A 23,255-nucleotide genomic window follows, 5' to 3' on the forward strand; every position below is an offset into this window, starting at 1 on the left:
CGACGTGGCCTTCCTCGCGGTGCGCACGCCCGACGCGGCAGGATGAGCCGGCGGGGCGCGGGGGGGGGGGGGGCCCCCGCCCCCCCACGCCGCCGGCCCGGCGGCGGGTACCCGTTCGGCCTCACATGGCCCGGATGTGCATGTAGCGCTTCACGTCGGGCAGGACGCGCGACATGGCGAGGACGGCCGCGGCCGCTCCCACCGCGCCGAGGGCGATCTTCCACATGGCGGGTGCTCCTTTCTGTCGTGTCGGTCGTGTCGGTTGTTGCGGTTCGCTCGCCGGATCAGCTCATCGCGGACGGGCCGCCGCGGGCGGACTCCCGGCCCGCGCGCACTCCTCGCCGACGACCCGCAGGACGAGGCCCACCGCCTCGTCCACGGCGGCGGCGACGGGTGCGCTCAGGCCGATGCCCTCGTCCAGGCAGGCCGGCTGGCAGCCCACGACGAGCACACGCGTGGGCCGGCTGCCCGCGCCCGTGCCGGCGCTGAGGGTGTCGAGCAGCGCCAGGACGGCGTCCGGCGTCATGCGGTGGCCGTCGACGACCGGCGGTTCCCCGGGGTCGCCCGCCGGCGGCGGCGGCACCTCGATGAGGCACAGGGTGCCGGGCGGCTCGCCCCCCGGCACGGCGTCCACCAGGACCACGCAGCGGTAGCCGTCCAGCAGCCGGTAGGCCAGGTGCACGCCGCGGACGCCGGTGTCGGTGACCTCGGCGCCCTCGGGCAGCGGGTGCCCGGCCAGCCGCCGTACGACCTCGACGCCGAAGCCGTCGTCGCCCAGGAAGATGTTGCCGATGCCGGCGACCAGCACGCCCCCGCCGCTCACGCCTCCTCCGCCGGCGCCAGCTCGTCGGGCTGGAAGTACAGGAACCGGCCCTGAAGGCGCCGCAGTTCCGCGCCGGGGTCGCCGTCCACGGTGACCGCCAGGTGCACACCGCCGTCGACGTCGTGCAGCACCGCCTCCACCAGCGCCCCGCGCCCGTGCAGGAACAGGTCCTGCGCGTCGGTGCGCCGCTTGCCGGGACGCAGCACGACCCGGCTGCCCGCGCCGACGGACCTGCCCTCGATCACCACGCGGTCGCGGGCCGGGTCCACCGAGGCGTCGGCGCCCGGGTCCCACCAGGGCGTGTCCGGCGCGGTCACGTCCGGCACCGGGTCCTGCCCGGTGACCTCGCGCAGCGCCCGCACGGCGCCGTGCAGACGCTCCATCACCTCCGGCGGCATGGTCTCCGCCAGGTCGATGACGGCCGCGGCCCGGTCGTCGGTGCCCCGGGCGTGCCGCTTCTCCTCGTCGGTGAGGGCGGCGGTGCGCAGGGCCAGGATCTCGTCGATCTCGGTGGCGTCGTACATCGCGCCGGCGCTCTCCGGCGCGATGCGCGGATGGTCCTCCAGGATGATGGGGGAGGACAGCACCACGTCGGCGGCGCCGTCGTCGCCCGCCAGCACCGGCCATGTGTGCTCGTTGCGGCACTCCGCGACGGCCCCGCGCGCCCACTGCGGCGGGTCGGTCATGGAGACGAACGTGCCCGCGGTCAGCCCCAGCATCAGGTGCGCCGACACCAGCGAGTACGGCAGCGCGTCCTCGCGCCGGGCCGCGGTGCCCGCGCCGGTGTTCTCGACGACGGCGGTGAGCCGCAGGACACGGTAGGGGCCCGGCAGTTCCTCCGCGGTGATCCGGACCACGCCCTCCAGCGCCTCCCGGCGCCGTACGACCGCGCCCACCCGCGCTCCGCCCGCGTCCTCCACCGGCTCGGTGGTCTCCGCCGCCGGCAGGGTGAAGGGCAGCGTGACGCCGCCCTCGGTCAACTCCTCGATGGTGGCGCTCAGTTCGACGCGCTCCTCGATCCCCTCGTCCCACGGCACCAGGACTCGGTCGGGCAGCTCCAGCTCCTCCACCGGCTCGTACGAACCGCCGGGCAGGGCGCGGTGGACGGTGCGCCGCTGGGCGTGCAGGAAGCGCACCTCCGCGTGGAGCACCGCGTCCGCGCGCGGCTCCATGAGGAGCTGCGTGCGCTGCGCGGCCGGTTCGCCCGAGGCGGCCGCCCACGCCGGGGGCACGAGCACACCGAACTGCCAGCGCATGCGGTTCTTCGCCGACGACGCCCGGTACGGGTAGAGGACGTAGCCTTCGAAGAGCACGGCGTCGGCCGCCTTGCGGGCGGTGTCGAAGCGTTCGGCCTGTTCCGCCGAGGTCTCCGCCGTCGCTCCGGCCGCCTGCGCGGCGCCCGCCGTCACCGTGCCGCTCCGGCGAGCAGGGCCTCGACGGTGGCCTCCCAGGACGGCAGCGCGTGCCGGCTGCGGAAGGACCGCAGCGCGTCCATGGAGCCGCGCGGCAACCGGATCCAGCCGCAGCCGGGGAAGTGCGCGTCGATCGTCTCGCGCCACACCGCGACCGGCAGCCGGCAGACGGCCTCCTTGTGCCAGGGCACGGGCAGCACCTGGAATCCGCCGGGCCCGAGGAAGGCGGTGCCGGAGAACAGCATCAGCAGCGGCGCCTCGCCCTCCCGCAGCGCGTCGAAGTACTTGGCGGAGGCGATGTCCATGTCGTAGGTGCACGGTACCGGCAGTTCCACCTCGACCTCGCCGCTGAAGCCGGGCACCATCACCGACACCTGCGCGAACTGGAGCGGTTGCAGCGTGCTGCCCCAGCGCTCCGGCTCGCCGAAGAGGTCGCCCAGGCCCTCGGCCTCCTCCGGCGCGTACGCGCGCTGCGCCGGCTCGATGCGCAACTGGCAGCGCAGCGCGATCGCGTGCACCCGCTCCCCGCCGGAGGCGGTGATCCGCAGCCGGAAGACGAGCGTCGGTCCCGCGGCGTACGGATCGGCCCGTACGCCCGTGCACGTGAAGCCCAGCTCGGTCACGGCCGGTTCCCTTCCCGCGGCGCCCGGGCCGCCCGCTGTCGTAGGTCGTCGAAGAAGGCGGCGAGTTCGGCGCGGGCACCGGGCCCGCCGTCGAAGCCCTGCCAGGTCAGCCGCAGCCGGCCGACGAGTTCGTAGGCGCGGTCGACCGGCGCCAGGTAGCACTCGCCGCCGTCGCCCTCGCGGCGCACCAGCAGTGTCTCCACGTCCGGCCGCAGCGCGCCGGCCAGCGGCGAGTCGCCGAAGACGGCGTCCCAAGTGCCCGGGTCGACGTCGCTCTCGGTGGCGCCCGCCGGGCTCGGGTAGAGCACGACGGGACGGTCGAGGGACGAGTTGTGGAAGAAGAAGGCCACCGACACCGGGATGCGCAGCCGCTGCCAGGCGACGGCGTCCGGGACCGAGCCGGGGTCGGAGAGGTAGCGGTCGGGCACCGCGGCGAAGCGCCCGCCACCGGCGCCCGGCCGGTCGAAGAGCAGCGAGCAGGGCGTGCAGGCACAGGCCAGCGCGCGCCGGCCGGTGTCCACCAGATGCCGGTGGGGGCCCATGAGGGTCGCCCCGCACAGCTCGCACCGCTCGGGCGCGGCCGGGCGCGGGGCGACGAAGCGGCGCAGCCCGGCCGCGGGTGGGGACTGCGGGCTCACGGCGCCCCCGGCGGACGCGTGCCGATCTGGAGCAGCGCGGGTTCGCGTGTCGCCGGGCCGCTCTGCGGCAGCTCCACCGAGGTCACCTCGGGCGCCCAGCACGACAGCGCGGCCTCGATGCGCTGCCGGGTGGCGTCCGTCGTGCTGGGACACCCGCAGCCGCCGCCCTCGCGGGCGGCCAGCCGCAGCGTGCCGCTGTCGGGGTCGAAGTGCTCGATGTCGACCGAGGTGCCGGCCCGGGCGGCGTGCACCGCGCGGCCGGCCCGGGTGAGGGTGTCCTCGGGGTGCAGGTCGTGCAGGACCAGCAGGCCCGCCACCACCTCGTCCGCCAGCAGCGCGGCCATGGGGTCGGCTCCGCGCTTCTCCAGGAGTTCCACGGCGCGGGCCAGACCCGCGCCGTAGAACTCCATGAGCGTGCGCACCAGTTCCTCGGCGGCGGCCGCGGCCTCGCGGTCGCCGGAGGCGGCGAGGCCGTCCAGGATCTCCTCGATCCGCCGCGCGGTCCGCTCCGCGCTCATCCGGCCATGCCGCTCAGGCCGGTGGGGACGTGCAGCTTCTCGACGGTGCGCCCGCCGCCGACGTACATGTGCACGCCGCACGGCAGGCAGGGGTCGAAGCTGCGCACGGCGCGCATGATGTCGATGCCCTTGAAGTTCTCCGGGGAGTTCTCCTCGAAGATCGGGGTGTTCTGCACCGCGTCCTCGTAGGGGCCCGGCGTGCCGTAGGTGTCGCGCACGCTGGCGTTCCACGGGGTCGGCGGGTACGGGTGGTAGTTGGCGATCTTGCCGCCGCGGATCACCATGTGGTGCGACAGCACGCCGCGCACCGCCTCGGTGAAGCCGACGCCGATGCTCTCCTCGGGGACCTCGAACTTCTCCCAGGTCTGGGTGCGGCCCGCGCGGACCTCCGCCAGCGCCTTCTCGGTGAAGTGCAGCGCGCAGGCGGCGGCGTACGCCTGGAAGTAGGTGCGCGCCCGGTTGCGCTCCAGCGCGTTGCTCCACTGCGGGATCTTCCACTCGAAGGTGGTCTCCGGCTTGGTCAGCGTCTTGGGCAGGTTGATGACCACGCTGTGCCCGGTCGCCTTCACGTAGCCGATGTCGACCAGTCCGTTGAGCGCCGTCGACCACAGGCGGGCCAGCGGGCCGCCGCCGGTGTCCAGCGCCAGGTGCTCCTTGCCGTCGAACCAGCGCGGCGACATGACCCAGCTGTACTTGTCGTCGAAGTCCCGCTTCTGCGGCGCCGGGATGGTGTGCTGGTTCCACGGGTGGCGCGGGTCCACCGGGTTGCCGAGCGGGTCGTGCGTGACGAACTGCTCCTGGCCCTCCCAGTCCTGGTAGTACGAGCTGCCCAGGAGGATCCGGATGCCCAGGTTGATGTTCGTCAGGTCGTTGGTGACCAGCTTGCCGTCCACGACGATGCCGGGGGAGACGAACATCCGCCGGCCCCAGTCGGTCATGTTGGCGTACGTGAAGTCGCAGTGGTCCGGGTCGTTGAACGCGCCCCAGCAGCCGAGCATGATGCGGCGGCGGCCGACCTCCTCGTAGCCCGGCAGGGCATCGTAGAAGAAGTCGAAGAGGTCGTCGTGGAGCGGCACGACCCGCTTCATGAACTCCACGTACCGCATCAGGCGGGTGAGGTAGTCGGTGAACAGCTGCACCGACGCGATGGTGCCGACACCGCCCGCGTAGAGCGTGGAGGGGTGGACGTGCCGGCCCTCCATCAGGCAGAACATCTCCCGCGTGTAGCGGCTCACTTGGAGCGCCTCGCGGTAGAACTCGCCCTCCAGCGGGTTCAGCGAGCGCATGATGTCGGCGATGGTGCGGTAGCCGTGCTCCGCCGCGTGCGGCGCCTCGGTGCGCTCGGCGAGCTCCAGGACACCCGGGTTGGTCTCGCGGACCATCTTCTCGCAGTAGTCGACCCCGACCAGGTTCTCCTGGAAGATGTTGTGGTCGAACATGAACTCCGCGGCCTCGCCGAGGTTGATGATCCACTCGCCGAGGTGCGGCGGCTTGACGCCGTACGCCATGTTCTGCGCGTACACCGAGCAGGTGGCGTGGTTGTCCCCGCAGATGCCGCAGATGCGGCTGGTGATGAAGTGCGCGTCGCGCGGGTCCTTGCCCCGCATGAAGACGCTGTAGCCGCGGAAGACCGACGAGGTGCTGTAGCACTCGGCGACCCGCTTCTGCTTGAAGTCGATCTTCGTGTGGATGCCGAGGCTGCCCACGATCCGGGTGATCGGATCCCAGGACATCTCCATCAGGCCACTGCCGTCTCCGGCCGTCTTCGTCTTCGGAGCCATGTTCTTGCGTGCCCTTCGTCAAGCGGGGGCGGCCGGGGTCGGCGGCCGGGGTCGGTGGACGGTGTCAGGGGCCGGTGGGGTGCCGTGACGTCACCAGGGCGCCTTGTAGCCGGTGGTGAGCTTGCGGCCGGTGTGGCGCCACTTGGGCTCGTTGTCGACGGTCTTGGCCGTCATGGAGCGCAGCCGGCGGATCGCGGCGCCGTACACGCCGCTGGCGGTGCTGGACAGCCGCGCGCCGGGCGGCTCGTCCATGAACGGCATGAACATGTCCGGGAAGCCCGGCATGGTGCACGCGATGCAGATGCCGCCGACGTTGGGGCAGCCGCCGATGCCGTCCATCCAGCCGCGCTTGGGGACGTTGCACTTGACCACCGGGCCCCAGCAGCCGATCTTCACCAGGCACTGCGGGGAGTCGTAGCGGTCGGCGAACTGGCCCTGCTCGTAGTAGCCGGCCCGGTCGCAGCCCTCGTGGACGGTGGCGCCGAACAGCCAGGCCGGGCGCAGCTTGTCGTCCAGCGGGATCATCGGCGCGGAGCCGGCCGCCTGGTAGAGCAGGTACGTCAGCGTCTCCGCGAAGTTGTCCGGCTGGATCGGGCACCCGGGCACGCAGACGATGGGGATGCCGGCCTTGGACTTCCACTCCCAGCCCAGGTAGTCGGGCACGCCCATGGCGCCGGTCGGGTTGCCCTCCATGGCGTGGATGCCGCCGTACGTGGCGCACGTGCCGATGGCGACCACCGCCAGGGCCTTGGGCGCCAGGCGGTCGATCCACTCGCTGGTGGTGATGGGCTGGCCGGTCGCCGGGTCGTCGCCGAAGCCGCACCAGTAGCCCTCGGCCTTGATCGACTCGTTGGGGATGGACCCCTCGACGACCAGCACGAAGGGCTCGATCTCGCCGCGTTCGGCCTTGAAGAACCACTCGATGAAGGTGTCGGCACCCTGGACCGGACCGCATTCGAAGTCGATCAGCGGCCAGTGCACGGCGATCTTCGGCAGACCGGGGAGCCCGCCGAGGGCGATCTCCTCGATGCTGGGCAGCGTCGCGGCGGTGAGCGACACGGAGTCGCCGTCGCAACTGAGCCCGGCGTTGATCCAGAGAATGTGGATCGGCGCCTCGTCGTCGGCCGGGGTGGGGGCGGCGGCGTTCGTGGTCGAAGCAGTCGCATCCATGGGGATGCCTCCTCAGAGAGCGTCAAATGCCACATAACGGCATCTCCTCCCCTTGATAGCGACTGGCTCGCCGGAGCGGGATGTTCAAGAGGGCCAATCCGGTGATCTGCTTTTCACTCCGGACCGGGGTTGCGCTCGTGCGAACGCTTGTGCGTTTCTGGGCCCGGAGGTCCGTGCCCGCCCAGGCGGGCCGCCAGGCCCGGCACCCGCTGCGCCGGCCTCGTCCCCGCCGGTGCGATGCGTCCGAGAGGGCGGCCGGCGGCGTGAAGCCTTGCCGTGCCGGCCGCCTCGGCTCCTGGTGGGCTCGGGCCGGCGCCACGTGGCATCGCTTGCCGTGCCCGCCAGGCCCCGACCGAGAATGCCTGTGGGTCGGTGTCGCGTCGGTGCGACCGGGAGGCCCCCGGAGTCGCCCAAGCCATGGGTGTCGCGCCTCAGGTGCGCGGCAGCGCTTTTCGGTCACGAGCGCCTCGTGACATGATCATGGCTGGATTGGTTCTGGTGACCCCTTCCCGTTACCCGTAACTTCACCTTTGATGTACGGGAAATCAGGGTGGGGTTCATTTCCAAGACGCGTCACGTCAGCCGGGGCGAGTGGACGAACGTCCCGAGCGGCACCGACACCCTGCAGTTCGAGGCCGACAAGGTCGCCCAGGGCGGTTCCTGCTGCCTGCTCAACGTGGCGACGGTGAGCGTCGATGCGTCGCAGGCCGACTGGACAACCTCGGTTCAGAACGATCCGCGTAGTGGTGCCCGGTACCTGTACCGGGCACCACTGCCGACTCTTCCGGAGCACGTGTGCGCATATCGACCCTCGTTCGGTCGTCGGCCGCCCTGGCGGCCCTGGGGCCGGCCCTCGGCCTGACGCTCGCCTTCTATTTCTTCTCCACTCACGACCAAGTCGTCTACTGGCCCTACCCGTACGCTCCGATCCTGGTTCAGCGGTCCATCGAGCAGATGTACGCCCTGTCGTACGCGCTCGTCTCCGCGGCGTCCGCGTGGCAGGGCGCACGGTTCAAGGAGTCACGCGTCCAGGACTCGGTCCCTTACCGGCGCACCGGGACGGTCATCGCCTGGACGCTGACTCCCGTGGTGGCCATCGGATGGCTCGTCCTTCTCGTACCGGTGGCCTTGGCGTTCGCCGAACGTCCCACCCTGCCCACCCCGGAGAGTCTTCCCCCGCTGCTGCTCGGGATGGCGCTGTGCGCGGCGCACGGGGTGATCGGCTTCGCCGCCGGACAGTGGCTGAAACCCGCACTGGCCGTCCCGGTCATGGCGTGCGGGGTCTTCCTCCTGGTCTCGTATCCGCACGCCATGGAGCCCTTCTACCTGCGGCACATGTCGGGCGAGTACTTCGCCCACCTCGGCTTCGCGGAGACCGCGTCCGCCGGCTCGATGGTGGCGCACCTCCTGCCCACCCTGGCGGTCGCCGTCGCCGTCTCGCTCGCCTGGGCACCGGGGCACGCGCTGCTACGGGGCGTGCTCGCCGTCGCTCTGTGCGGGAGCGCCACGTTCGTCTCCTACAGCATCGTGAAGGACTGGAACTACAACCCCCGCGTGAACGTCGCGACCGTACCCACCCTCTGCACCGGCGCGGCCCCCGAAGTCTGCCTTCCCGAGAACGCGCGGGGGGAGGCGAAGGAGATCGGCGCCGAGGTCGACCGGGCCTTCGCCGTGCTGGTGGAGTACAAGGTCGTCGACGCGCCGCCGAAGCGGCTGGAAGAGGCCCTGGACTACGGCAGGTTCACCCCGAAAGACACCAAGGAGACCGGCTATCTGCTCCTGTCCACGGCGAAGGAGCGGAACCGGGTCGGCGCCGAAATCATCGACAGGTACACGACGTTCCCCTGCGAGGCACCGCAGCCGACGCTGAGGCGGGCGGTCCTGCTGTGGCTGGAGAAGAAGACCGGAACCATGTCCAGCTACGGGCAGATCGCAGCCGGTGACCCCTTCTACTCCCCGACGCAGCACCACGAGGTTCTCAGGAGCGTGACCGAGGTGTCGGCGAAGCCGAAGGCCGAGCAGGTGGCCTGGTACAAGTCCATCTCCCGCACCGCCTGCGAGGGCGCCACGTGACCTGGTGGCTGAAGGCCCGCCTGGCCCACAGCGTGCTCGCCCCCGCTGTGGCGGCTTTTGTCCTTCTGACGCTCCTCTTCCGGGACGGGACGGTCGTCCTTCCCGCGATCAGTGTCACCGCGGGCAACGCCGTACTGCTGGCCGGATTCACTCCGCTGCTCGTGGTGGGGGCTCTCGTGCAGTGCCTCGACTCCCGCCTGGAGGCGGCCGAGGCGACCTCCGTGCGCCGGATCGCCCGGCTGGACACCGGCCTCGTCGCGGCCACCCTGGCGGCGGTCGCGGCGTTCACGGTCGCAGGAGGACTGCTCCTGGACTCGCCCGCGGTCGTCGCGGCGGGCCGCAACACGTTCTTCCTGGCCGGCATGGCACTGTGCGGGCGTCCCTGGCTGGGGAGGGCGAGCATCGCACTGCCCACAGCCTGGATCTTCCTGGTCGTCCTGGTCGGGCACCGGACCGCGGACGACTTCTTCCCCTGGGCGGTCACCGGCCACGCCCTCGGATCGTCCACCGCCGCGGGCGCTGCTGTGGCGGCCCTGATCCTCGGCGCCGGACTCGACCACCACACGACGACTCGGCAAGGACAGCGCCCATGAGCCTTACGTTCACCGACTGCACCTACCGCTACAAGCGCCGCAACCGGCCGGTGCTGGCGGATTTCTCGTACGAGCTCCGGGAGGGCCTCACCGTACTCCTCGGGCCGAACGGTGCCGGAAAGTCCACGCTCCTGCGGCTCGGGGCGTCCGTGATCCGGCCGCAGTCCGGCCGCATCTCCTGGGACGCGATCGCTTCGACGACGCGCGAATACCGCCGGCACGTCTCGTGGATGCCCCAGCAGATCACCGCCATGGCCGGGCTGACCGCCAGGGAGCAGGTCGCCTACACGGGCTGGTTGAAAGGCATGAACCGCGGGGACGCCTGGGACCGTGCGCTGGAAGCGCTCACCAGGGTCGGCCTCCGGGACCGCGCGGGGGACCGGGTGAAGACCCTCTCCGGCGGTCAGTTGCGACGCGTGGGAGTCGCCGCCGCCCTGGTGCACGGTTCGCGGGTCCTGCTCCTGGACGAGCCGACGGCGGGCATGGACCCCACCCAGCGGCGCCTCTTCCGCGACATGCTGGGTACCGCGGTGGGCGCCGGGGGTCTCAGCGTGCTGATGTCGACCCACGACGTCGCGGACTTGGCCGGAGAGGCCGATCGCGTCACCGTGCTCTCCGAAGGGCACATCCGCTTCGACGGCACCCCCCACCACTTCCTCGCGCAGGCGCCCGCGGGCACCCCGGACTCCCGCCACGCGGAGGCCGCCTACACCGCGCTGACGCTGCGGGGTCGAGCGGACCAGCAGGACGCCGGGGTCCACTGACAGACACGCCGCGCGGCCAGGGCCTTCACAGGGGGTTCCAGGCGGAAGGGGCAGGGGGAAATCCCGAATCACAAGGGGCTGGTCGAGGGAGGTCACCGGGGGAGGCCATCCCGGGCGACCGGCTTGGTGCCGCTGCTTCATTCCGGGGATGATGTTCGCTGAGGGGGAGGTGACGGTGGCCAACGGACGGACGGTGCTTGAGAATCCGGCCTACGTGGGGCTGGTGATCGTCGGATGGGTCTGGACCGCCGCAAGTAGCGGGAGTTCTGTCTACCTGCGGGTGCCGGCCGCGGTCTTCGCAGTGTTCTGGACCGCTTTGCTGATCGGCCACCTGATCAAGCTCCGGCGGAAGCGTGCCTCCGGCCCAGCAGGCAGTGCTCTGCCGGATGAGCGCCGGAATGGGCAAGCTTAGAGGACGTCTCACGTGGTGAGTTCTGCGAGTCTCTTGTAGCGGCGAGGAATTGGCCTCCCCCTTTTTTTGCCCGCACCGACGCGGCATCGACGATCGCGGACGACCAGTCCGACTCACCGCTGGCGCCGAGTTCGTCCAGCACCACCCGGTGCAGCCTGCGCCACAACCCGGCCTCGGTCCACACGCTGAACCAACGGTGCGCGGTGGTCGGCGAGACACCGAACGACTCCGGCAGATACCGTCACGGACACCGTCAAGCCACCTGGCACAGCCGTCTATGCCTTGACCGATGCGGCCGATCTGGCGGCCTGCTCGATCTTCGCGCAGTAGGCGGCGCGGGCTTCCTTGTCCATCTGCATCTCGTGTTCGGGTCGCATCCCGGTTCGGCCGTCGACGTCCTCGCGCAGGATGTCGGCGTGCCCGGCGTGCCGGTTGGTCTCGCCGAGGACGTGGACCATGATGGCGAACAGGTTCGTGTTGTGATGAGGCTCCGGCCACCACGGCACATGGCCGGGGGCGTCGAGGGGAAGCTCGTTGATTGTCGCGTCCGAGTGTTCCCACGTCCGCCGGTAGGACTCGATGATCTGATCGCGTGTCTCGTCCTCAGTCGCCCACAGATCGCTGCCGTCGTGGTCCTGCCACCGGGGCAGCGGCTCCGGGGAAGGGCGGTCGAAGACCTCGCCGAAGTACCGGGCCTCGACGCCGGCCACGTGTTTGACCAGGCCGAGGAGGTTGGTCCCGGTCGCTGTCAATGGTCGGCGGGCGTCGTATTCGGACAAGCCGTCGAGCTTCCAGAGCAGTACCTCGCGGTCCCGCCGCAGTCTCCCGTGCAGGTTGTCCTTCGCGAATTCATCGATCATGCGGGATGAGCCTGCCATGGACCACCCGCGGCCTCAACATCCCGTAGGCGGACCGCACCGACCGGAGGAGCCGAAGTCCGGCGATGGCCAGTGCCCGGAGCTGCCACAAGAAGCCGGCGAGACTTCGGCTTGATTCGGGGCGCAGACATTCAAGGTCGGTGGCGCACCGTCATGGGCGCAGTTCCCGGAGTACTACCGCTGCGCGTGCGGCGCGGATCTGGTGTATCTCTGCCAGGTGCCGGAGGACATGGAATTCGCCGTCCACCCGGGTCAACCGGAACAGCCGGACGGTGGCGGCGGCCCCGACACCTACGGGCTCTTTCTGGGCAACGAGGTCTATATTCTGGCCTGTCCCGACCACTGCGACCCGGCGGCCGCCTGGCCGGTCAACCAGAACTGACAGCGCAGCGCCGGCGGGCCCAGACAAGGATCAGTCCATGCGTGGAAGCACCAGGATCCGCCTGATAGAGCCCACCGATGCCGGCGCGATCGCCGCGCACCGGGTGCGGGACGTCGAGGCTTTCCGGCCGTGGGAACCGGACCAGCCGGCCGACTTCTTCACCGCGGAGGGCCAGGCGGAACGGATCGACAGGCTGCTGGCCGAACACCGGGCCGGCAGGGTCTGGCCGGGCGTGGTGCTCGTCGACGACCTGGTCATCGGACAGATCACCGTCGGAGGCATCCTGCCGCAGCCGCACCTCCGCCGCGGTTCCCTCGGGTACTGGATCGGCAGCGTCGCCCAGAACCAAGGCCACGCCGGGCACGCCGTCGGCCTCGTACTCCGGGTGATGACGGAAGAACTCGGTTTGCACCGCGCTGAGGCGTCCACCAACCTGGAGAATCTTCCGTCGCAGCGGGTGCTGCGCCGCAACGGGTTCAGCCCGTACGGCGTCGCGCACTCCTCGATCTTCCTCGACGGCAGTTGGCGGGACGCGCTGCTGTGGGAACGGGTCCTGGGTGACTGACCGATTCCCCCATGACCGTTGTCGAGCGTCCAGGGTGGTCTTGAGTCAGGAGTCCATCTCCCAGTAGAGGGCTCCGGCCTGGGCGAGGGGTTCCCATGCGGGATGGCGAGTGCTTGGCACTCTCGGAGCGGCCCCATCGGGCCGTCAGCGGTTCGAGACCTCTTGCGCCAGGCGTGTGAGCATGCCGGCGACGGGGCGTCGCATGGAGGCGAGGCATGCGGCACTGATGTACACGGCCACGACGGCCTCCAGCAGGTCTTCCTCGACGGTCGTCCAACGGGCCAGGTAGTACACGTTCAGGACGACCACGATCGAGAGCACCGCCGCTGCTGTCCAACGAGGCGTACGGGCGGCGACTCGGGGGAGACCCAGCACCGCTGCCGCGCGCAACATGAGCAGAGCGGTCAGCATGGCGCCGGTGATGAGCATGTACTGGTTCGCGGTGGTCGAACAGTCGGTCTGTGTGCCGACCGCTTCCCATTCGCACATCACCCGGCCGGCGCCGAGCGCTGTGCCCCAGAAGAACCGGACCCCTACGGCCACTTCGACCACCACCAGCACGGAAGCGATGAGAAGGAGGACCCTGTGCATCCCACGGTCCCCTGCCTTGGCGTGCGGTTCGTGTCGCATGGGCTGATCATGCAGCAAGCCGCCGCGGATTGCGTCATCGAGGACGGGACGGCCCTGGCCGGTGGTTGCCCGAAACGGGTTGCCGTTGCCCCGCGGCGTGCGGTGACATTCCGGCATGAGCAGAATCGCGCAGGTCATCGTGCTGGCGACGTACGAGGACGAGGTCATGGAACCGCTGACCCGGTGGGACGACTCGCGCAGTTGGACGGGCAGGTTCGAGCCGCTCGGCCTGTTCGTCGGCGGGTGGGTCATCGAGTTCTACAGTGAGCGGCCGCGCTCCGGACTGCTCGAGCACCTGGAGTCGCTTCCATGGACCAATCCAGGGAGCGTTCAGGTGCTGATCCACGACGAGGAGGACGACTGCTTCGGCCTGTGGATGATCCACGACGGCAGGCTGGTCGAGGTGCCGCTGCCACGCACGCAGAGGTTCCACGCGCCGGTGCGCGACAACGACAACGCACCGAGCCCCGGGGTGTTGTGCCGGACGGACGCGGACGGGGCAGTGCCGGCGCATTTCTCGACAGAGCGCCAGGATCCGCGACCGGCCTGGTGACGACGCTTTGGCGGGGGAGGAGGCAACGTGAGTCGGAGGCGGTACGTGCCCAGAGGAGTGCCGGGCGGTTATCGCATCTGGGACAACAAGGGACGCCGGTGGTGGGGCGACCTCTACCAGCTGTGCCCTGATGATCTCGTCGCCGCACTCAGCGGCGGCGCGAACCACGAGAGGATCACCGCTCTCCTCAAGCACTACCGGGCCCTGAAGCGGTAGCCGCTCACTCCGCCCCACGTCCGGGGGCGGTACGGCCGCGGACGAAGGCGGCGCGCAGGGCGTGGTAGGGCGCCCGGGGGTCGGAGAAGGTGGCGCGCATACGGGCGAGCTCCGCGTCGCGGTAGGCGGACAGGGGCTTGATCGCCTCGCGTCGTTCGAGGTCGGCCTTCTTGCCGGCGACGCGGGCCTGGGCCGCGGAGGTACCGGCCAGGCGGGCGGCCAGCCGTGTCACGTCGGCACCGAAGTCCTGCGGCCCGCACATCAGCAGCCGGTCGACAAGGCCGAGCCGCATGGCCTCCGTGGCGCCGACCGGCATGGCCCGTTCGGTGAGCCGTCGCGCCGTGCCGGGGCCGACGCGCTGGGGCAGGGAGTACGTCCAGTACTCCGAGCCGTACAGCCCCATCAGGCGGTAGTGCGGGTTGAGGACGACGCCCTGGCGGCACCAGACCTCGTCCGCGGCCAGGGCGAGCATCACGCCTCCGGCGCCCGCGTTGCCGCCGAGCGCCGCGACCACGAGGCGGTCGGTGGTGGTGAGGACGGCCTCCACGAGGTCGTTCATGGCCGTGATGTTGGCCCAGGACTCCGCGGCGGGGTCCGCGGCGGCCTCGATGGTCTTGAGGTCGATGCCGTTGGAGAACACGTCCCGGCCGCCGCCGAGCACCAGCACCGAGGTGGGCCGTGCGCAGGCGCGCCGGTACGCCGTCAGGAGCCGCCGGCACACCTCGGTGGACAGGGCGCCGCCGGGGACGGAGAACGAGAGCACGCCCGCGGCCCCCTGCTCGCGGTAGCGGATGTCGGTCCAGTCGTCCTCGTCCGCCTCCTGGGCGGGGACCTCGGGGAGGGCCGGCAGCAGTGCGCCGAGCGCGGTGACCGCGGGCAGGGCGAAGGTCGCGGGGCCGCCGGGGGAGCGAGCGGCGCGCAGCCGCGGGATCCACACCGCGCCGTCCGAGGTCGCCCGGCACACCGCGCCCGCCCGGGTGGCGAGCAGCTGCCCGGGTCCGCCGCGCAGCCGCTGCTCGGGATGGCCGCCGTGCAGGAACCAGGGGGCGCCGAGCAGTTCGTCCCGTACACCGGGGCGGGAGTCGGCCGCGCGCAGCTTGCGCAGGACGGTGCCGGTGGTGTCGCGGGCCCAGTCGATGCGGCGCTCGTCCTGGGTGACGGCCGGCCGGGTGCGGACGTGCGGGCGGACCGCCGGGTCCGTCTGCGACCGCGGGAGGTACGCACCGGAGGCGACCCGGTCGACCGCCAGCAGGACGGCCTCCATGGCGGCGTCGGAGACCTCCCCGCGGTACAGGTCGCTCTTGCCGACCGGCGGCACGGAGCAGCCGACGGAGGCCCAGATCGCCCCGGCGTCCATCTCGGCCTCCGCCTGGAGGACCGTCACGCCCCAGGTGGCGGCGCCCTCCTGGATCGCGCGGTCCAGGGAGGCCGGGCCCCGGTCTCCCGTTGGCCCGGGGTGGACGACCAGGCAGGTGCGGCCGGTGAAGACGTCCGGCGGGATCGCCGTCCTGAGCATCGGCGCGATGACGAGCTCCGGCTCGTAGCGTGCCACCGCCGCGCGCAGCGCGTTCTCGTCCGGGGTCACCTCGACGGCGACGCTGTGGCCGAGTTCCGTCAGTTCCACCAGGGCCCGCTGGGTCAGGCTGTTGAACGCAGAAGCCACCAACAGGATGTGCATCCGTACCTCCCGGCCACCCGGCACGGTCGGGGAGCGCCAGGACTCTTGGGAGCGATGATGCCCGGCTCGCGGGCGCCGCCCGGTGCGGCCCGGCCGGGGCGTCACCCGATCGGCCAGAACCGGCTATTGACGCGGACGCATCAAGTCGATAGGTCTATACCAGATACTTTGGTACAGACCACATTGGTGCCTGTTCCCGCCTGTGGAGGCATGGATGCGAAGAACTCTGGCCCTGGTCACCGCGCTCGTCGGAGCGCTCGTCCTGCTCCTCGCCCCGCCCGCCGCCGCGGCCACGCCGACCGCGGCCTTCGTGAAGACCTCGACCTGGGACACCGGTTACCAGGGGCAGTACACGATCACCAACGGCGGCACCACCACGCTCAACGGGTGGACCGTCGAGTTCGACCTGCCCTCCGGGACCACCGTCGGCTCCTACTGGGACACCCTGCTCACCCAGAGCGGCAGCCACTACACCTTCAAGAACCGTGACTACAACGGCACTCTGGCCCCCGGCGCCACCGCTGCCTTCGGCTGGGTCTCGGCCGGCACCGGCGCCCCCACCGGCTGCAAGCTCAATGGCGGCTCCTGTACGGGCGGTGGCGGCGGCTCCGACACCACCGCGCCCAGCGTCCCGACCGGTGTGACGGTCGGCTCGGCGACGAGCTCGTCCCTCACCGTGCGCTGGACCGCCTCCACGGACAACTCCGGCAGTGTCGCCGGCTACGAGGTCTCGCGGGACGGCGGCACGCCCGTGGCCGTGACCGGCACCTCGTACACCGCCACCGGGCTCCAGGCGAGCACCGCCTACGCGTTCCGGGTGCGGGCCAAGGACGCGGCCGGCAACACCTCCGCGTACAGCACCGCCGTCAGCGGGACGACCGCCTCCGGCGGCGGCACCAACCCGCCGCCCGGCGGTGTGCGGACCGCGCCCTACATCGACATGGGCGCGTGGCCGACGCCCAGCCTCACCGCCATGTCCTCGGCGAGCGGTCTGAAGAGCTTCACCATGGCCTTCATCACCGCCTCGTCCTGCAAGGCGATGTGGTTCAACGCCTACGACCCGCGCGCGGCGTGGGGCAAGGACCAGATCGACGCCATCCGCGCGGCCGGCGGTGATGTCAAGATCTCCTTCGGCGGTGCGTCGGGCATCGAACTGGCCCAGGCGTGCGGCACGGTCGACGCGCTGTACAACGAGTACAACGCGGTGGTGAATGCCTACGACCTGACCTACGCGGACTTCGACATCGAGGGCGCGGCCACCGCCGACCCCGCCTCCGTCGCCCGCCGCTCCCAGGCACTGGCCCGCCTCCAGCAGGCCCACCCCGGGCTGCGGATCTCGCTCACCCTGCCCGCGCTGCCCGAGGGGCTGACGGACGACGGGCTGTCCGTCGTGCGCTCCGCGCGGGACGCGGGGGTCACCCTCGACGTCGTCAACATCATGGCGATGGACTACTACCGCTCGGTCGACTACGGCGACGCCGCCGTCCAGGCCGCCAACAGCACCTTCGCCCAGCTCAAGTCCCTCTACCCGGCCAAGAGCGACGCCCAGGTGTGGGCCATGACCGGCGTCACGCCCATGCTTGGCCAGAACGACGACGGCCGCATCTACGACCAGGCCGACGCGCGCCAGCTGGTCGGCTTCGCCCAGGGCAAGCACCTGGGGATGCTGGCCTTCTGGGAGATGACGCGCGACCGCAACGCCTGCAACGGCGCGCTCTACATGTGCACGAACATCGCGCAGTCGCCGTACGAGTTCTCGAAGATCTTCGCGGGCTACAGCGGCTGACGCCGTGCCGGCGGCCGTCGCGGCCGCATCGTTCACTGCTCCATCGGGCCGTCATCGCGTACAAGACGCGGTGGCGGCCCGCTGCTTTCCGGCCGATGTGGAGATGATGTGTCGGGCCGTGAAGGCGCTTTCACCGAGTTCCCGGCTCCGCTGAGTCCTTTCATCCGGCGCCCAGCCCCGCCCCAAGTGCGACACAACGGATAGTGCACAGTGTGAACGATTGGTGACCGAAAGTTGCGGAGCGATGTGACGCGGACGTGTCCGATGCACAAGACTCCGGGACGTCCGATTACCGGAGCGAGAGCCGAAGGAGTGTTCGCTATGCGGTTCAGTGCGGTGAGTGCCTGTCTGGCCCTGGTGGCGGCGGTGGGTTCGGCGGGCGTGGCGGCCGGCACCGCGGAGGCGCGGCCGGCCGGTGCGACGAGCCTGTACGCACCCTCCGCCGTGGTGCTGTCCGTGGGCAAGGGCGAGGATCCGGCCACGGCGACCATGCAGCGCACGGTGGTCCTGCGGTGCAGCCCCAGTCCGTACGGCGACCACCCGGACCCGGTGTCCGCCTGCGCGGAACTCAGATCGGTGCAGGGGGACTTCGCGGCGCTGACCGCCGGGCCCTCGGGTGTGAGCTGCACGCGTATCTGGGATCCGGTCGTCGTCACGGCGGACGGGGTCTGGGAGGGCCGGCGTGTCACCTTCAGCCGTGCGTTCGGCAATGCGTGCATGTTGCGCGGCAGTGACACACACGGTGTCTTCGCCTTCTGACGGACCGTCGGGCGGGTGGTGACGCCAAAGGTGTGACCCAATGGCCACGGGGTTCACCGTGGGGGAGAGCCCTGTGGGGGGCGGCCGACTCGTGGGACGGAGTCGGCCGCCCCTGATTTTTTGTGCGCCGGCGTTGAGTGTGCACGGCAATTTCCTTTCGTTCGCGGGGGCTTGACGCGGCATTGGTCTAGTCCTACCGTCATCCGTCAATCGCAGCGTTCATGGGTGAGTCCCCTGTTCACTCCTGTGAACGCGCCGTCTCCTGGGAAGGCGTCCCCCACATGTCCTTCACCCCTCGCGGCCTCCTGTCCAAGGGAGTCCTCGCCCTCAGCGCCGCCCTCGTGGCCGCACTGCTGTCAGCGGTCCCCGGCACCGGCCGCGCCTCGGCGGCACCGGCGGCCTTCACGCACCCCGGCGTCCTGGTCAGCCAGTCCCAACTCGACTTCGTCCGCGGCAAGGTCCAGGTCGGCGCGCAGCCCTGGAAGGCCGCCTACGACCAGATGATGGCCTCCCCCTACGCCTCGCAGTCCCGGACCCCCAAGCCGCGCGCGGTGGTCGAGTGCGGCTCGTACTCCAACCCCAACTACGGCTGCACCGACGAGCGCGAGGATGCGATCGCGGCCTACACCAACGCGCTGGCCTGGTACATCACCCGCGACAGCAGGTACGCGCAGAAGGCGATCCAGCTCATGGACGCCTGGTCGGCCACCATCACCGACCACACCAACAGCAACGCGCCGCTGCAGACCGGCTGGGCCGGCTCGGTGTGGCCGCGGGCCGCGGAGATCATCCGCTACTCGTACGGCAACTGGCCGAACGTGAACCGCTTCGCGACCATGCTGCGCAACGTCTACCTCCCCGAGGTCATCAACGGCTCCAAGAGCAACGGCAACTGGGAGCTGAGCATGATGGAGGCCGCCGTCGGCATCTCCGTCTTCCTCGACGACAAGGCCTCGTACGACAAGGCCGTCACCCGCTACCTCAACCGCGTCGCGGCGTACGTCTACCTCGACACCGACGGCGCGCTGCCGAAGACCGTGCCCGGCAGCGGACTCGACACCCGGGACGAGATCGTCGGCTACTGGCAGGGCCAGTCCACCTTCGTGACCGGCCTGACCCAGGAGACCTGCCGGGACTTCACCCACACCGGCTACGGCATCTCCGCGATCTCCCACGTCGCCGAGACCAGCCGCATCCAGGGCCAGGACCTCTACCCGCAGGTCGGCGAGCGGCTCCGGCAGGCGCTCGGGTTCCAGTCCAAGTACCAGCGGGGTGAGGCCGTGCCGTCCTGGCTGTGCGGCGGGCACCTGAACCTCGGACTCGGACCGGTGACCGAGGTCGGCTACAACGCGATCCACAACCGCCTCGGCTACGCCATGACTAACACCCAGGCGCTGACCGAGTCCCAGCGCCCCGCCGGCAGCAACAACCTCTTCGTCGCCTGGGAGACGCTGACCCACGGGGATAACCTCTCGTGAACCAGTAGAGGTGATCGGCGGCGGAGGGGACAGGGCCATGGCGGCTGTACGTGTGGAGCGCAGCGGACCCGTCACGACGGTGGTGCTCTCGCGCCCGGCGGCGCGCAACGCCGTCGACGGTCCCACCGCACGTGAACTTGCCACCGCCTTCCGCGAGTTCGACGCCGACCCGCACGCCTCCGTCGCCGTGCTGTGGGGCGACGGCGGCACCTTCTGCGCGGGTGCCGACCTCAAGGCCATCGGCACCCCGCGCGGGAACGAGGTGACCGACGTACGGGACGAGGGGGACGGCCCGATGGGCCCGACCCGGATGCGGCTGGGCAAGCCGGTCATCGCGGCGATCTCCGGTCACGCGGTGGCCGGCGGCCTGGAACTCGCCCTCTGGTGCGACCTGCGGGTCGCCGAGGAGGACGCGGTGCTCGGTGTGTTCTGCCGGCGCTGGGGCGTGCCGCTCATCGACGGCGGCACGGTCCGGCTGCCGCGCCTCATCGGCACCTCGCGGGCGATGGACCTGATCCTGACGGGCCGTCCGGTCGACGCGGCCGAGGCGTACGCCATGGGCCTGGTCAACCGGGTCGTCCCGGCGGGCGGCGCGCGTGAGGCGGCGGAGCGGCTCGCGGCGGAGATCGCCGCGTTCCCGCAGACCTGTGTACGGCACGACCGGCTGGCCGTGCTCGACGCCGAAGGGCTCCAGGAGGGCGCGGCTCTCGCCGCGGAACTGCGGCACGGCCGGATCTCGCTCGCGGAGGCGGCCGAGGGTGCGGCCCGCTTCGCCGCGGGCGCGGGGCGGCACGGGACCCTCCGGCAGGACGGGCCGGGCGCGACTTCCTGACGCGCGGTGTCCTGACACGGGAGGTCCTGCGGAGGGCTGTCGTCGGCCGTGGTCGCCCGTCGGCCCGGGCCTTGCCCTCGGCCCGTGGCGGCCGCCGGACCGCAGGTCACCGTCGTGGCACGTGCCCGTCACCGCATCGATCGTGCTCACCATCACCGTCATCACCTTTCCCGCCCTTCTGGCCTTTCCGGCCTTTACGACCCTTCTGATGTGGCACACCACCGTTCCGACCCGTCGCGTTGCCCGCCGGGCGGGAATTGACCCGATGCGGTGACAGGCCGGCACGAGGGGGCCGCGCTGACGGGGCGCAGGCGGCCCCCGCAGGTCCGGCCCCCCCCCGCAGGTCCGGTCCGGTCCGGTGCGGTCCGGTCCCGGTACGCGGCCACGGCCTGGCCGTGCGTGACAACGGCGCTGCCGCCGGGGCGGGATGGCACCGGTGCCCGCCGTCCCTCGTCGCGGAGCCCCCGTGACCGGGGCGTGCGGGGTGGCTGGTTCCTGTGTGTGGGCTGTGTGTGCCCTCTGGACAACGGAATGTCATGAGCACTTAAATCTGGCTCCGTTTCACCTCCCCACCGCGCATGCGCCTCCGCGCACGTCCCCGCGACCCGAGGAGCAGGATGCAGCACACAATGAGACGCGCCGTGACCGCGACCGCCGCGGCCGTCGGCGTCACCGCCCTGACCGCGGCGCTCCTGGTGCCGTCGGCCGCGTCGGCGGACCACCGGAACCTCCCCTCGCGCGCCACCGGCGTGGCCCGTGCCGACGCGGCCGTCAGCCTGCCGGCCGGGCAGGGGCGCACCGTCCGCGACGTCGTCACCGACTCCGACGGCGCGCAGCACGTCCGCTACGACCGCACCTACCGCGGACTGCCCGTCCTGGGCGGCGACATGGTTGTGCACCTGGCCCCCGGCGGTGCCTGGGCGGGAACGCAGCGGGCCACCGGCGCCGACCTCGCCGTGCCGAGCGTCACGCCCGCCGTACGGGCCGCCACCGCCGCCGACCAGGGTGTGGCGGCCCTGCGCTCGGCCCACCGCGGCACGGCCTTCCGGCAGGCCAAGGCCAAGCCCCAACTGGTCGTCGACGCCCTGCACGGCACGCCGCGCCTGGCCTGGCGGACCACCGCCGTCGGCCTGGACAGCCTTGGCAACCCCGCCGCCCGCGTCATCGTCACCGACGCCCGCACGGGCGCCCGGATCGACGCCTGGGACGCCCTGGAGACCGCCGCGGGCGACGGCGCGTCCCTCTACGGCGGCAACGTCCCCCTGGAGACCACCCTCAGCGGCAGCAGCTACCAGCTGAAGGACCCGACCCGGGGGAACACCTACACCGGCGACGCACAGAACAAGACGGACCTGTGCCTCTTCGGGATCTGCTTCTCCCGCGCCCCCGCGGTGCTGTTCACCGACGCCGACAACCACTGGGGCACCGGCACCACGGCCGACCGGGCGACGGCCGCCGTCGACGCCCAGTACGGCACCGACGAGACCTGGGACTACTACAAAACCGTGCACGGCCGGAACGGCATAGCCGGCGACGGCAAGGGCTCGTACAACCGCGTCCACTACGGCAGCAACTACAACAACGCCTTCTGGGACGACAGCTGCTTCTGCATGACCTACGGAGACGGCGACGGCACCACCTTCGGGCCGCTCGTCGCCCTCGACGTCGCCGGTCACGAGATGTCCCACGGCGTCACCTCGCGCACCGCGGCACTCACCTACTCCGGCGAGTCCGGCGGCCTCAACGAGGCCACCTCGGACATCTTCGGCACCCTGGTCGAGTGGTCCGCGGGCAACACCTCCGACCTCGGCGACTACCTCATCGGCGAACGCATTGTGAAGCCCGGCTTCGGCGAGGCGGCGCTGCGCTTCATGGACAAGCCGTCGAAGGACGGCAGTTCGGCCGATTGCTGGAGCTCCGGCGTCGGCAACCTGGACGTCCACTACTCCTCGGGCGTCGCCAACCACTTCGCCTACCTGCTCGCGGAGGGCAGCGGGGCCAAGACGGTCAACGGCGTCAGCTACAACAGCCCCACCTGCAACGGCTCCACGGTGGGCGGGATCGGCCGCGACAAGCTCGGCAAGATCTGGTACCGGGCACTGACGGTCTACATGACCTCCGGCACCAACTACGCGGGCGCCCGCACCGCCACCCTCAAGGCCGCCGCGGACCTCTACGGCGCGTCCGGCGCCGACTACGCCGCCGTGGGCGCGGCCTGGTCCGCCGTCAACGTCAACTGAGCTCCCGCACAGCCACCGGACCCCGCCGTACCGGCCCGCACCAGAGCCGGTCCGGCGGGGTCCCGGCATACTGTCCGCGTGACGAGGACGACCGACGCGGCGGCGGCCGTGCGCGAGCACGTGCGGGCCTTCAACGCCCGTGACGTGGACGGCCTGCTGACCGGTTTCACCGAGGACGCCGTGTGGATCACCGGCAGCACGACGGTGCGCGGTCGCGCCGCACTGAGGGAGTTCTTCGGCGAGGCGATGCGCGGGCTCCTGCCCACGCTGGAGGTACGGGACCTGATTGTCGAAGGCACCCGTGCCGCCTGCCAGATGACCGAGACCCTGACCTACGGTGGTGAGACGCGGTCGTACCCGATCGCCGCCTTCTATGTGCTCCGCGACGGCCTCGTCGCCGCAGCCAAGGTCTACCGCGAGGGCAGCGCGGACGTCGTCTGAACCGCCATGC

Annotated in this window: 26 protein-coding genes; 15 read left to right on the forward strand and 11 right to left on the reverse strand. The window is 71.2% G+C overall.

What is annotated here, in order from left to right; all coding sequences use genetic code 11:
- Nucleotides 1-121: 121 nt before the first annotated feature.
- From ACIP9H_RS25535 to ACIP9H_RS25570, 8 genes are all read right to left on the reverse strand, one after another.
- Nucleotides 122-226: a DUF6893 family small protein gene (locus ACIP9H_RS25535; RefSeq protein ID WP_401586539.1), complete on the reverse strand. Its 105-nt coding sequence runs from the start codon at nucleotides 224-226 to the stop codon at nucleotides 122-124.
- A 63-nt stretch (nucleotides 227-289) separates the two neighbouring features.
- Entirely contained in the window at nucleotides 290-823 is a 534-nt protein-coding gene (locus tag ACIP9H_RS25540) for a hydrogenase maturation protease (RefSeq protein ID WP_401961037.1), read from the reverse strand.
- Nucleotides 820-2,232 (reverse strand): hypothetical protein, encoded by a 1,413-nt coding sequence (locus ACIP9H_RS25545; protein ID WP_401961040.1) that lies wholly within the window; start codon nucleotides 2,230-2,232, stop codon nucleotides 820-822. The genes ACIP9H_RS25540 and ACIP9H_RS25545 overlap by 4 nt, the downstream gene beginning before the upstream one ends.
- A complete protein-coding gene (locus ACIP9H_RS25550; protein ID WP_401961043.1) occupies nucleotides 2,229-2,858 on the reverse strand; it encodes a DUF6084 family protein in 630 nt (209 codons plus the stop codon). Before ACIP9H_RS25550 ends, ACIP9H_RS25545 begins: the two co-directional genes overlap by 4 nt.
- Nucleotides 2,855-3,496: a DUF5947 family protein gene (locus ACIP9H_RS25555; RefSeq protein WP_401961045.1), complete on the reverse strand. Its 642-nt coding sequence runs from the start codon at nucleotides 3,494-3,496 to the stop codon at nucleotides 2,855-2,857. Before ACIP9H_RS25555 ends, ACIP9H_RS25550 begins: the two co-directional genes overlap by 4 nt.
- Entirely contained in the window at nucleotides 3,493-4,014 is a 522-nt protein-coding gene (locus ACIP9H_RS25560) for a hypothetical protein (RefSeq protein ID WP_401586551.1), read from the reverse strand. The genes ACIP9H_RS25555 and ACIP9H_RS25560 overlap by 4 nt, the downstream gene beginning before the upstream one ends.
- Nucleotides 4,011-5,795 (reverse strand): nickel-dependent hydrogenase large subunit, encoded by a 1,785-nt coding sequence (locus tag ACIP9H_RS25565; protein ID WP_401586554.1) that lies wholly within the window; start codon nucleotides 5,793-5,795, stop codon nucleotides 4,011-4,013. Before ACIP9H_RS25565 ends, ACIP9H_RS25560 begins: the two co-directional genes overlap by 4 nt.
- Nucleotides 5,796-5,885: 90 nt before the next feature.
- On the reverse strand, nucleotides 5,886-6,965 hold the full coding sequence (locus tag ACIP9H_RS25570) for a hydrogenase expression protein HypE (protein ID WP_401586556.1): 1,080 nt from the start codon (nucleotides 6,963-6,965) through the stop codon (nucleotides 5,886-5,888).
- A gap of 795 nt (nucleotides 6,966-7,760) precedes the next feature.
- Between ACIP9H_RS25570 and ACIP9H_RS25575 the strand changes: the two genes are divergently transcribed.
- From ACIP9H_RS25575 to ACIP9H_RS25590, 4 genes are all read left to right on the forward strand, one after another.
- A complete protein-coding gene (locus ACIP9H_RS25575; protein WP_401961048.1) occupies nucleotides 7,761-9,038 on the forward strand; it encodes a hypothetical protein in 1,278 nt (425 codons plus the stop codon).
- Nucleotides 9,035-9,631, forward strand: coding sequence for a hypothetical protein (locus ACIP9H_RS25580; RefSeq protein ID WP_401961051.1), 597 nt, complete (start codon nucleotides 9,035-9,037; stop codon nucleotides 9,629-9,631). The genes ACIP9H_RS25575 and ACIP9H_RS25580 overlap by 4 nt, the downstream gene beginning before the upstream one ends.
- A complete protein-coding gene (locus tag ACIP9H_RS25585) occupies nucleotides 9,628-10,395 on the forward strand; it encodes an ABC transporter ATP-binding protein (RefSeq protein ID WP_401961054.1) in 768 nt (255 codons plus the stop codon). Before ACIP9H_RS25580 ends, ACIP9H_RS25585 begins: the two co-directional genes overlap by 4 nt.
- 148 nt (nucleotides 10,396-10,543) lie before the next feature.
- Nucleotides 10,544-10,807: a hypothetical protein gene (locus ACIP9H_RS25590; RefSeq protein WP_401961056.1), complete on the forward strand. Its 264-nt coding sequence runs from the start codon at nucleotides 10,544-10,546 to the stop codon at nucleotides 10,805-10,807.
- A 275-nt stretch (nucleotides 10,808-11,082) separates the two neighbouring features.
- On the opposite strand, the gene ACIP9H_RS25595 is transcribed toward ACIP9H_RS25590, so the two are convergent.
- The gene (locus tag ACIP9H_RS25595) at nucleotides 11,083-11,667 is read right to left on the reverse strand and encodes a DinB family protein (protein WP_401961059.1); all 585 of its coding nucleotides are present in this window, start codon (nucleotides 11,665-11,667) and stop codon (nucleotides 11,083-11,085) included.
- Between the two features lie 247 nt (nucleotides 11,668-11,914).
- On the opposite strand from ACIP9H_RS25595, the gene ACIP9H_RS25600 reads away from it, so the two are divergent.
- Together ACIP9H_RS25600 and ACIP9H_RS25605 are read left to right on the forward strand one after the other, a co-directional pair.
- A complete protein-coding gene (locus ACIP9H_RS25600; RefSeq protein ID WP_401961062.1) occupies nucleotides 11,915-12,067 on the forward strand; it encodes a hypothetical protein in 153 nt (50 codons plus the stop codon).
- Between the two features lie 37 nt (nucleotides 12,068-12,104).
- A complete protein-coding gene (locus ACIP9H_RS25605) occupies nucleotides 12,105-12,632 on the forward strand; it encodes a GNAT family N-acetyltransferase (RefSeq protein WP_401961064.1) in 528 nt (175 codons plus the stop codon).
- A 144-nt stretch (nucleotides 12,633-12,776) separates the two neighbouring features.
- Here ACIP9H_RS25605 and ACIP9H_RS25610 read toward each other — a convergent pair whose 3' ends face one another.
- Nucleotides 12,777-13,193, reverse strand: coding sequence for a hypothetical protein (locus tag ACIP9H_RS25610; RefSeq protein ID WP_401586584.1), 417 nt, complete (start codon nucleotides 13,191-13,193; stop codon nucleotides 12,777-12,779).
- Between the two features lie 184 nt (nucleotides 13,194-13,377).
- Between ACIP9H_RS25610 and ACIP9H_RS25615 the strand changes: the two genes are divergently transcribed.
- Together ACIP9H_RS25615 and ACIP9H_RS25620 are read left to right on the forward strand one after the other, a co-directional pair.
- Nucleotides 13,378-13,815 (forward strand): hypothetical protein, encoded by a 438-nt coding sequence (locus tag ACIP9H_RS25615; protein ID WP_401586587.1) that lies wholly within the window; start codon nucleotides 13,378-13,380, stop codon nucleotides 13,813-13,815.
- Nucleotides 13,816-13,842: 27 nt separating this feature from the next.
- Nucleotides 13,843-14,031, forward strand: a complete 189-nt coding sequence (locus tag ACIP9H_RS25620; protein WP_401586590.1) for a hypothetical protein — start codon at nucleotides 13,843-13,845, stop codon at nucleotides 14,029-14,031.
- A 4-nt stretch (nucleotides 14,032-14,035) separates the two neighbouring features.
- On the opposite strand, the gene ACIP9H_RS25625 is transcribed toward ACIP9H_RS25620, so the two are convergent.
- The gene (locus tag ACIP9H_RS25625; RefSeq protein ID WP_401586593.1) at nucleotides 14,036-15,709 is read right to left on the reverse strand and encodes a hydrogenase maturation protein; all 1,674 of its coding nucleotides are present in this window, start codon (nucleotides 15,707-15,709) and stop codon (nucleotides 14,036-14,038) included.
- 214 nt (nucleotides 15,710-15,923) lie between these two features.
- On the opposite strand from ACIP9H_RS25625, the gene ACIP9H_RS25630 reads away from it, so the two are divergent.
- The 7 genes from ACIP9H_RS25630 (at nucleotide 15,924) to ACIP9H_RS25660 (ending at nucleotide 23,245) form a co-directional block, all read left to right on the forward strand.
- Entirely contained in the window at nucleotides 15,924-17,495 is a 1,572-nt protein-coding gene (locus ACIP9H_RS25630) for a cellulose binding domain-containing protein (protein WP_401586595.1), read from the forward strand.
- A 321-nt stretch (nucleotides 17,496-17,816) separates the two neighbouring features.
- Complete coding sequence (locus ACIP9H_RS25635; protein ID WP_401961069.1) at nucleotides 17,817-18,254, forward strand: subtilase-type protease inhibitor; 438 nt, start codon at nucleotides 17,817-17,819, stop codon at nucleotides 18,252-18,254.
- Between the two features lie 281 nt (nucleotides 18,255-18,535).
- On the forward strand, nucleotides 18,536-19,732 hold the full coding sequence (locus tag ACIP9H_RS25640) for an alginate lyase family protein (RefSeq protein WP_401586601.1): 1,197 nt from the start codon (nucleotides 18,536-18,538) through the stop codon (nucleotides 19,730-19,732).
- Between the two features lie 37 nt (nucleotides 19,733-19,769).
- The gene (locus tag ACIP9H_RS25645) at nucleotides 19,770-20,564 is read left to right on the forward strand and encodes a crotonase/enoyl-CoA hydratase family protein (protein WP_401961073.1); all 795 of its coding nucleotides are present in this window, start codon (nucleotides 19,770-19,772) and stop codon (nucleotides 20,562-20,564) included.
- Between the two features lie 121 nt (nucleotides 20,565-20,685).
- Nucleotides 20,686-20,838 carry a hypothetical protein gene (locus ACIP9H_RS25650; RefSeq protein WP_401961076.1) on the forward strand — a complete coding sequence of 51 codons (153 nt, stop codon included), beginning with the start codon at nucleotides 20,686-20,688 and terminating at the stop codon, nucleotides 20,836-20,838.
- Nucleotides 20,839-21,181: 343 nt separating this feature from the next.
- Nucleotides 21,182-22,804: a M4 family metallopeptidase gene (locus ACIP9H_RS25655; RefSeq protein WP_401961078.1), complete on the forward strand. Its 1,623-nt coding sequence runs from the start codon at nucleotides 21,182-21,184 to the stop codon at nucleotides 22,802-22,804.
- Between the two features lie 78 nt (nucleotides 22,805-22,882).
- Nucleotides 22,883-23,245, forward strand: a complete 363-nt coding sequence (locus tag ACIP9H_RS25660; RefSeq protein WP_401961081.1) for a nuclear transport factor 2 family protein — start codon at nucleotides 22,883-22,885, stop codon at nucleotides 23,243-23,245.
- Nucleotides 23,246-23,255 lie beyond the last annotated feature (10 nt).

Source organism: Streptomyces sp. NPDC088732, from assembly GCF_044751205.1.
Taxonomy (GTDB): domain Bacteria; phylum Actinomycetota; class Actinomycetes; order Streptomycetales; family Streptomycetaceae; genus Actinacidiphila.

Bases quoted from the DNA above. Each gene is read 5' to 3' on its own strand.
- ACIP9H_RS25560 (WP_401586551.1), bottom strand. From the start codon at position 4,014: ATGAGCGCGGAGCGGACCGCGCGGCGGATCGAGGAGATCCTGGACGGC.
- ACIP9H_RS25590 (WP_401961056.1), top strand. From the start codon at position 10,544: ATGATGTTCGCTGAGGGGGAGGTGACGGTGGCCAACGGACGGACGGTG.
- ACIP9H_RS25635 (WP_401961069.1), top strand. From the start codon at position 17,817: ATGCGGTTCAGTGCGGTGAGTGCCTGTCTGGCCCTGGTGGCGGCGGTG.
- ACIP9H_RS25600 (WP_401961062.1), top strand. From the start codon at position 11,915: ATGGAATTCGCCGTCCACCCGGGTCAACCGGAACAGCCGGACGGTGGC.
- ACIP9H_RS25585 (WP_401961054.1), top strand. From the start codon at position 9,628: ATGAGCCTTACGTTCACCGACTGCACCTACCGCTACAAGCGCCGCAAC.
- ACIP9H_RS25570 (WP_401586556.1), bottom strand. From the start codon at position 6,965: ATGGATGCGACTGCTTCGACCACGAACGCCGCCGCCCCCACCCCGGCC.
- ACIP9H_RS25645 (WP_401961073.1), top strand. From the start codon at position 19,770: ATGGCGGCTGTACGTGTGGAGCGCAGCGGACCCGTCACGACGGTGGTG.
- ACIP9H_RS25625 (WP_401586593.1), bottom strand. From the start codon at position 15,709: ATGCACATCCTGTTGGTGGCTTCTGCGTTCAACAGCCTGACCCAGCGG.
- ACIP9H_RS25565 (WP_401586554.1), bottom strand. From the start codon at position 5,795: ATGGCTCCGAAGACGAAGACGGCCGGAGACGGCAGTGGCCTGATGGAG.
- ACIP9H_RS25615 (WP_401586587.1), top strand. From the start codon at position 13,378: ATGAGCAGAATCGCGCAGGTCATCGTGCTGGCGACGTACGAGGACGAG.
- ACIP9H_RS25640 (WP_401586601.1), top strand. From the start codon at position 18,536: ATGTCCTTCACCCCTCGCGGCCTCCTGTCCAAGGGAGTCCTCGCCCTC.
- ACIP9H_RS25535 (WP_401586539.1), bottom strand. From the start codon at position 226: ATGTGGAAGATCGCCCTCGGCGCGGTGGGAGCGGCCGCGGCCGTCCTC.
- ACIP9H_RS25630 (WP_401586595.1), top strand. From the start codon at position 15,924: ATGCGAAGAACTCTGGCCCTGGTCACCGCGCTCGTCGGAGCGCTCGTC.
- ACIP9H_RS25655 (WP_401961078.1), top strand. From the start codon at position 21,182: ATGCAGCACACAATGAGACGCGCCGTGACCGCGACCGCCGCGGCCGTC.
- ACIP9H_RS25605 (WP_401961064.1), top strand. From the start codon at position 12,105: ATGCGTGGAAGCACCAGGATCCGCCTGATAGAGCCCACCGATGCCGGC.
- ACIP9H_RS25595 (WP_401961059.1), bottom strand. From the start codon at position 11,667: ATGATCGATGAATTCGCGAAGGACAACCTGCACGGGAGACTGCGGCGG.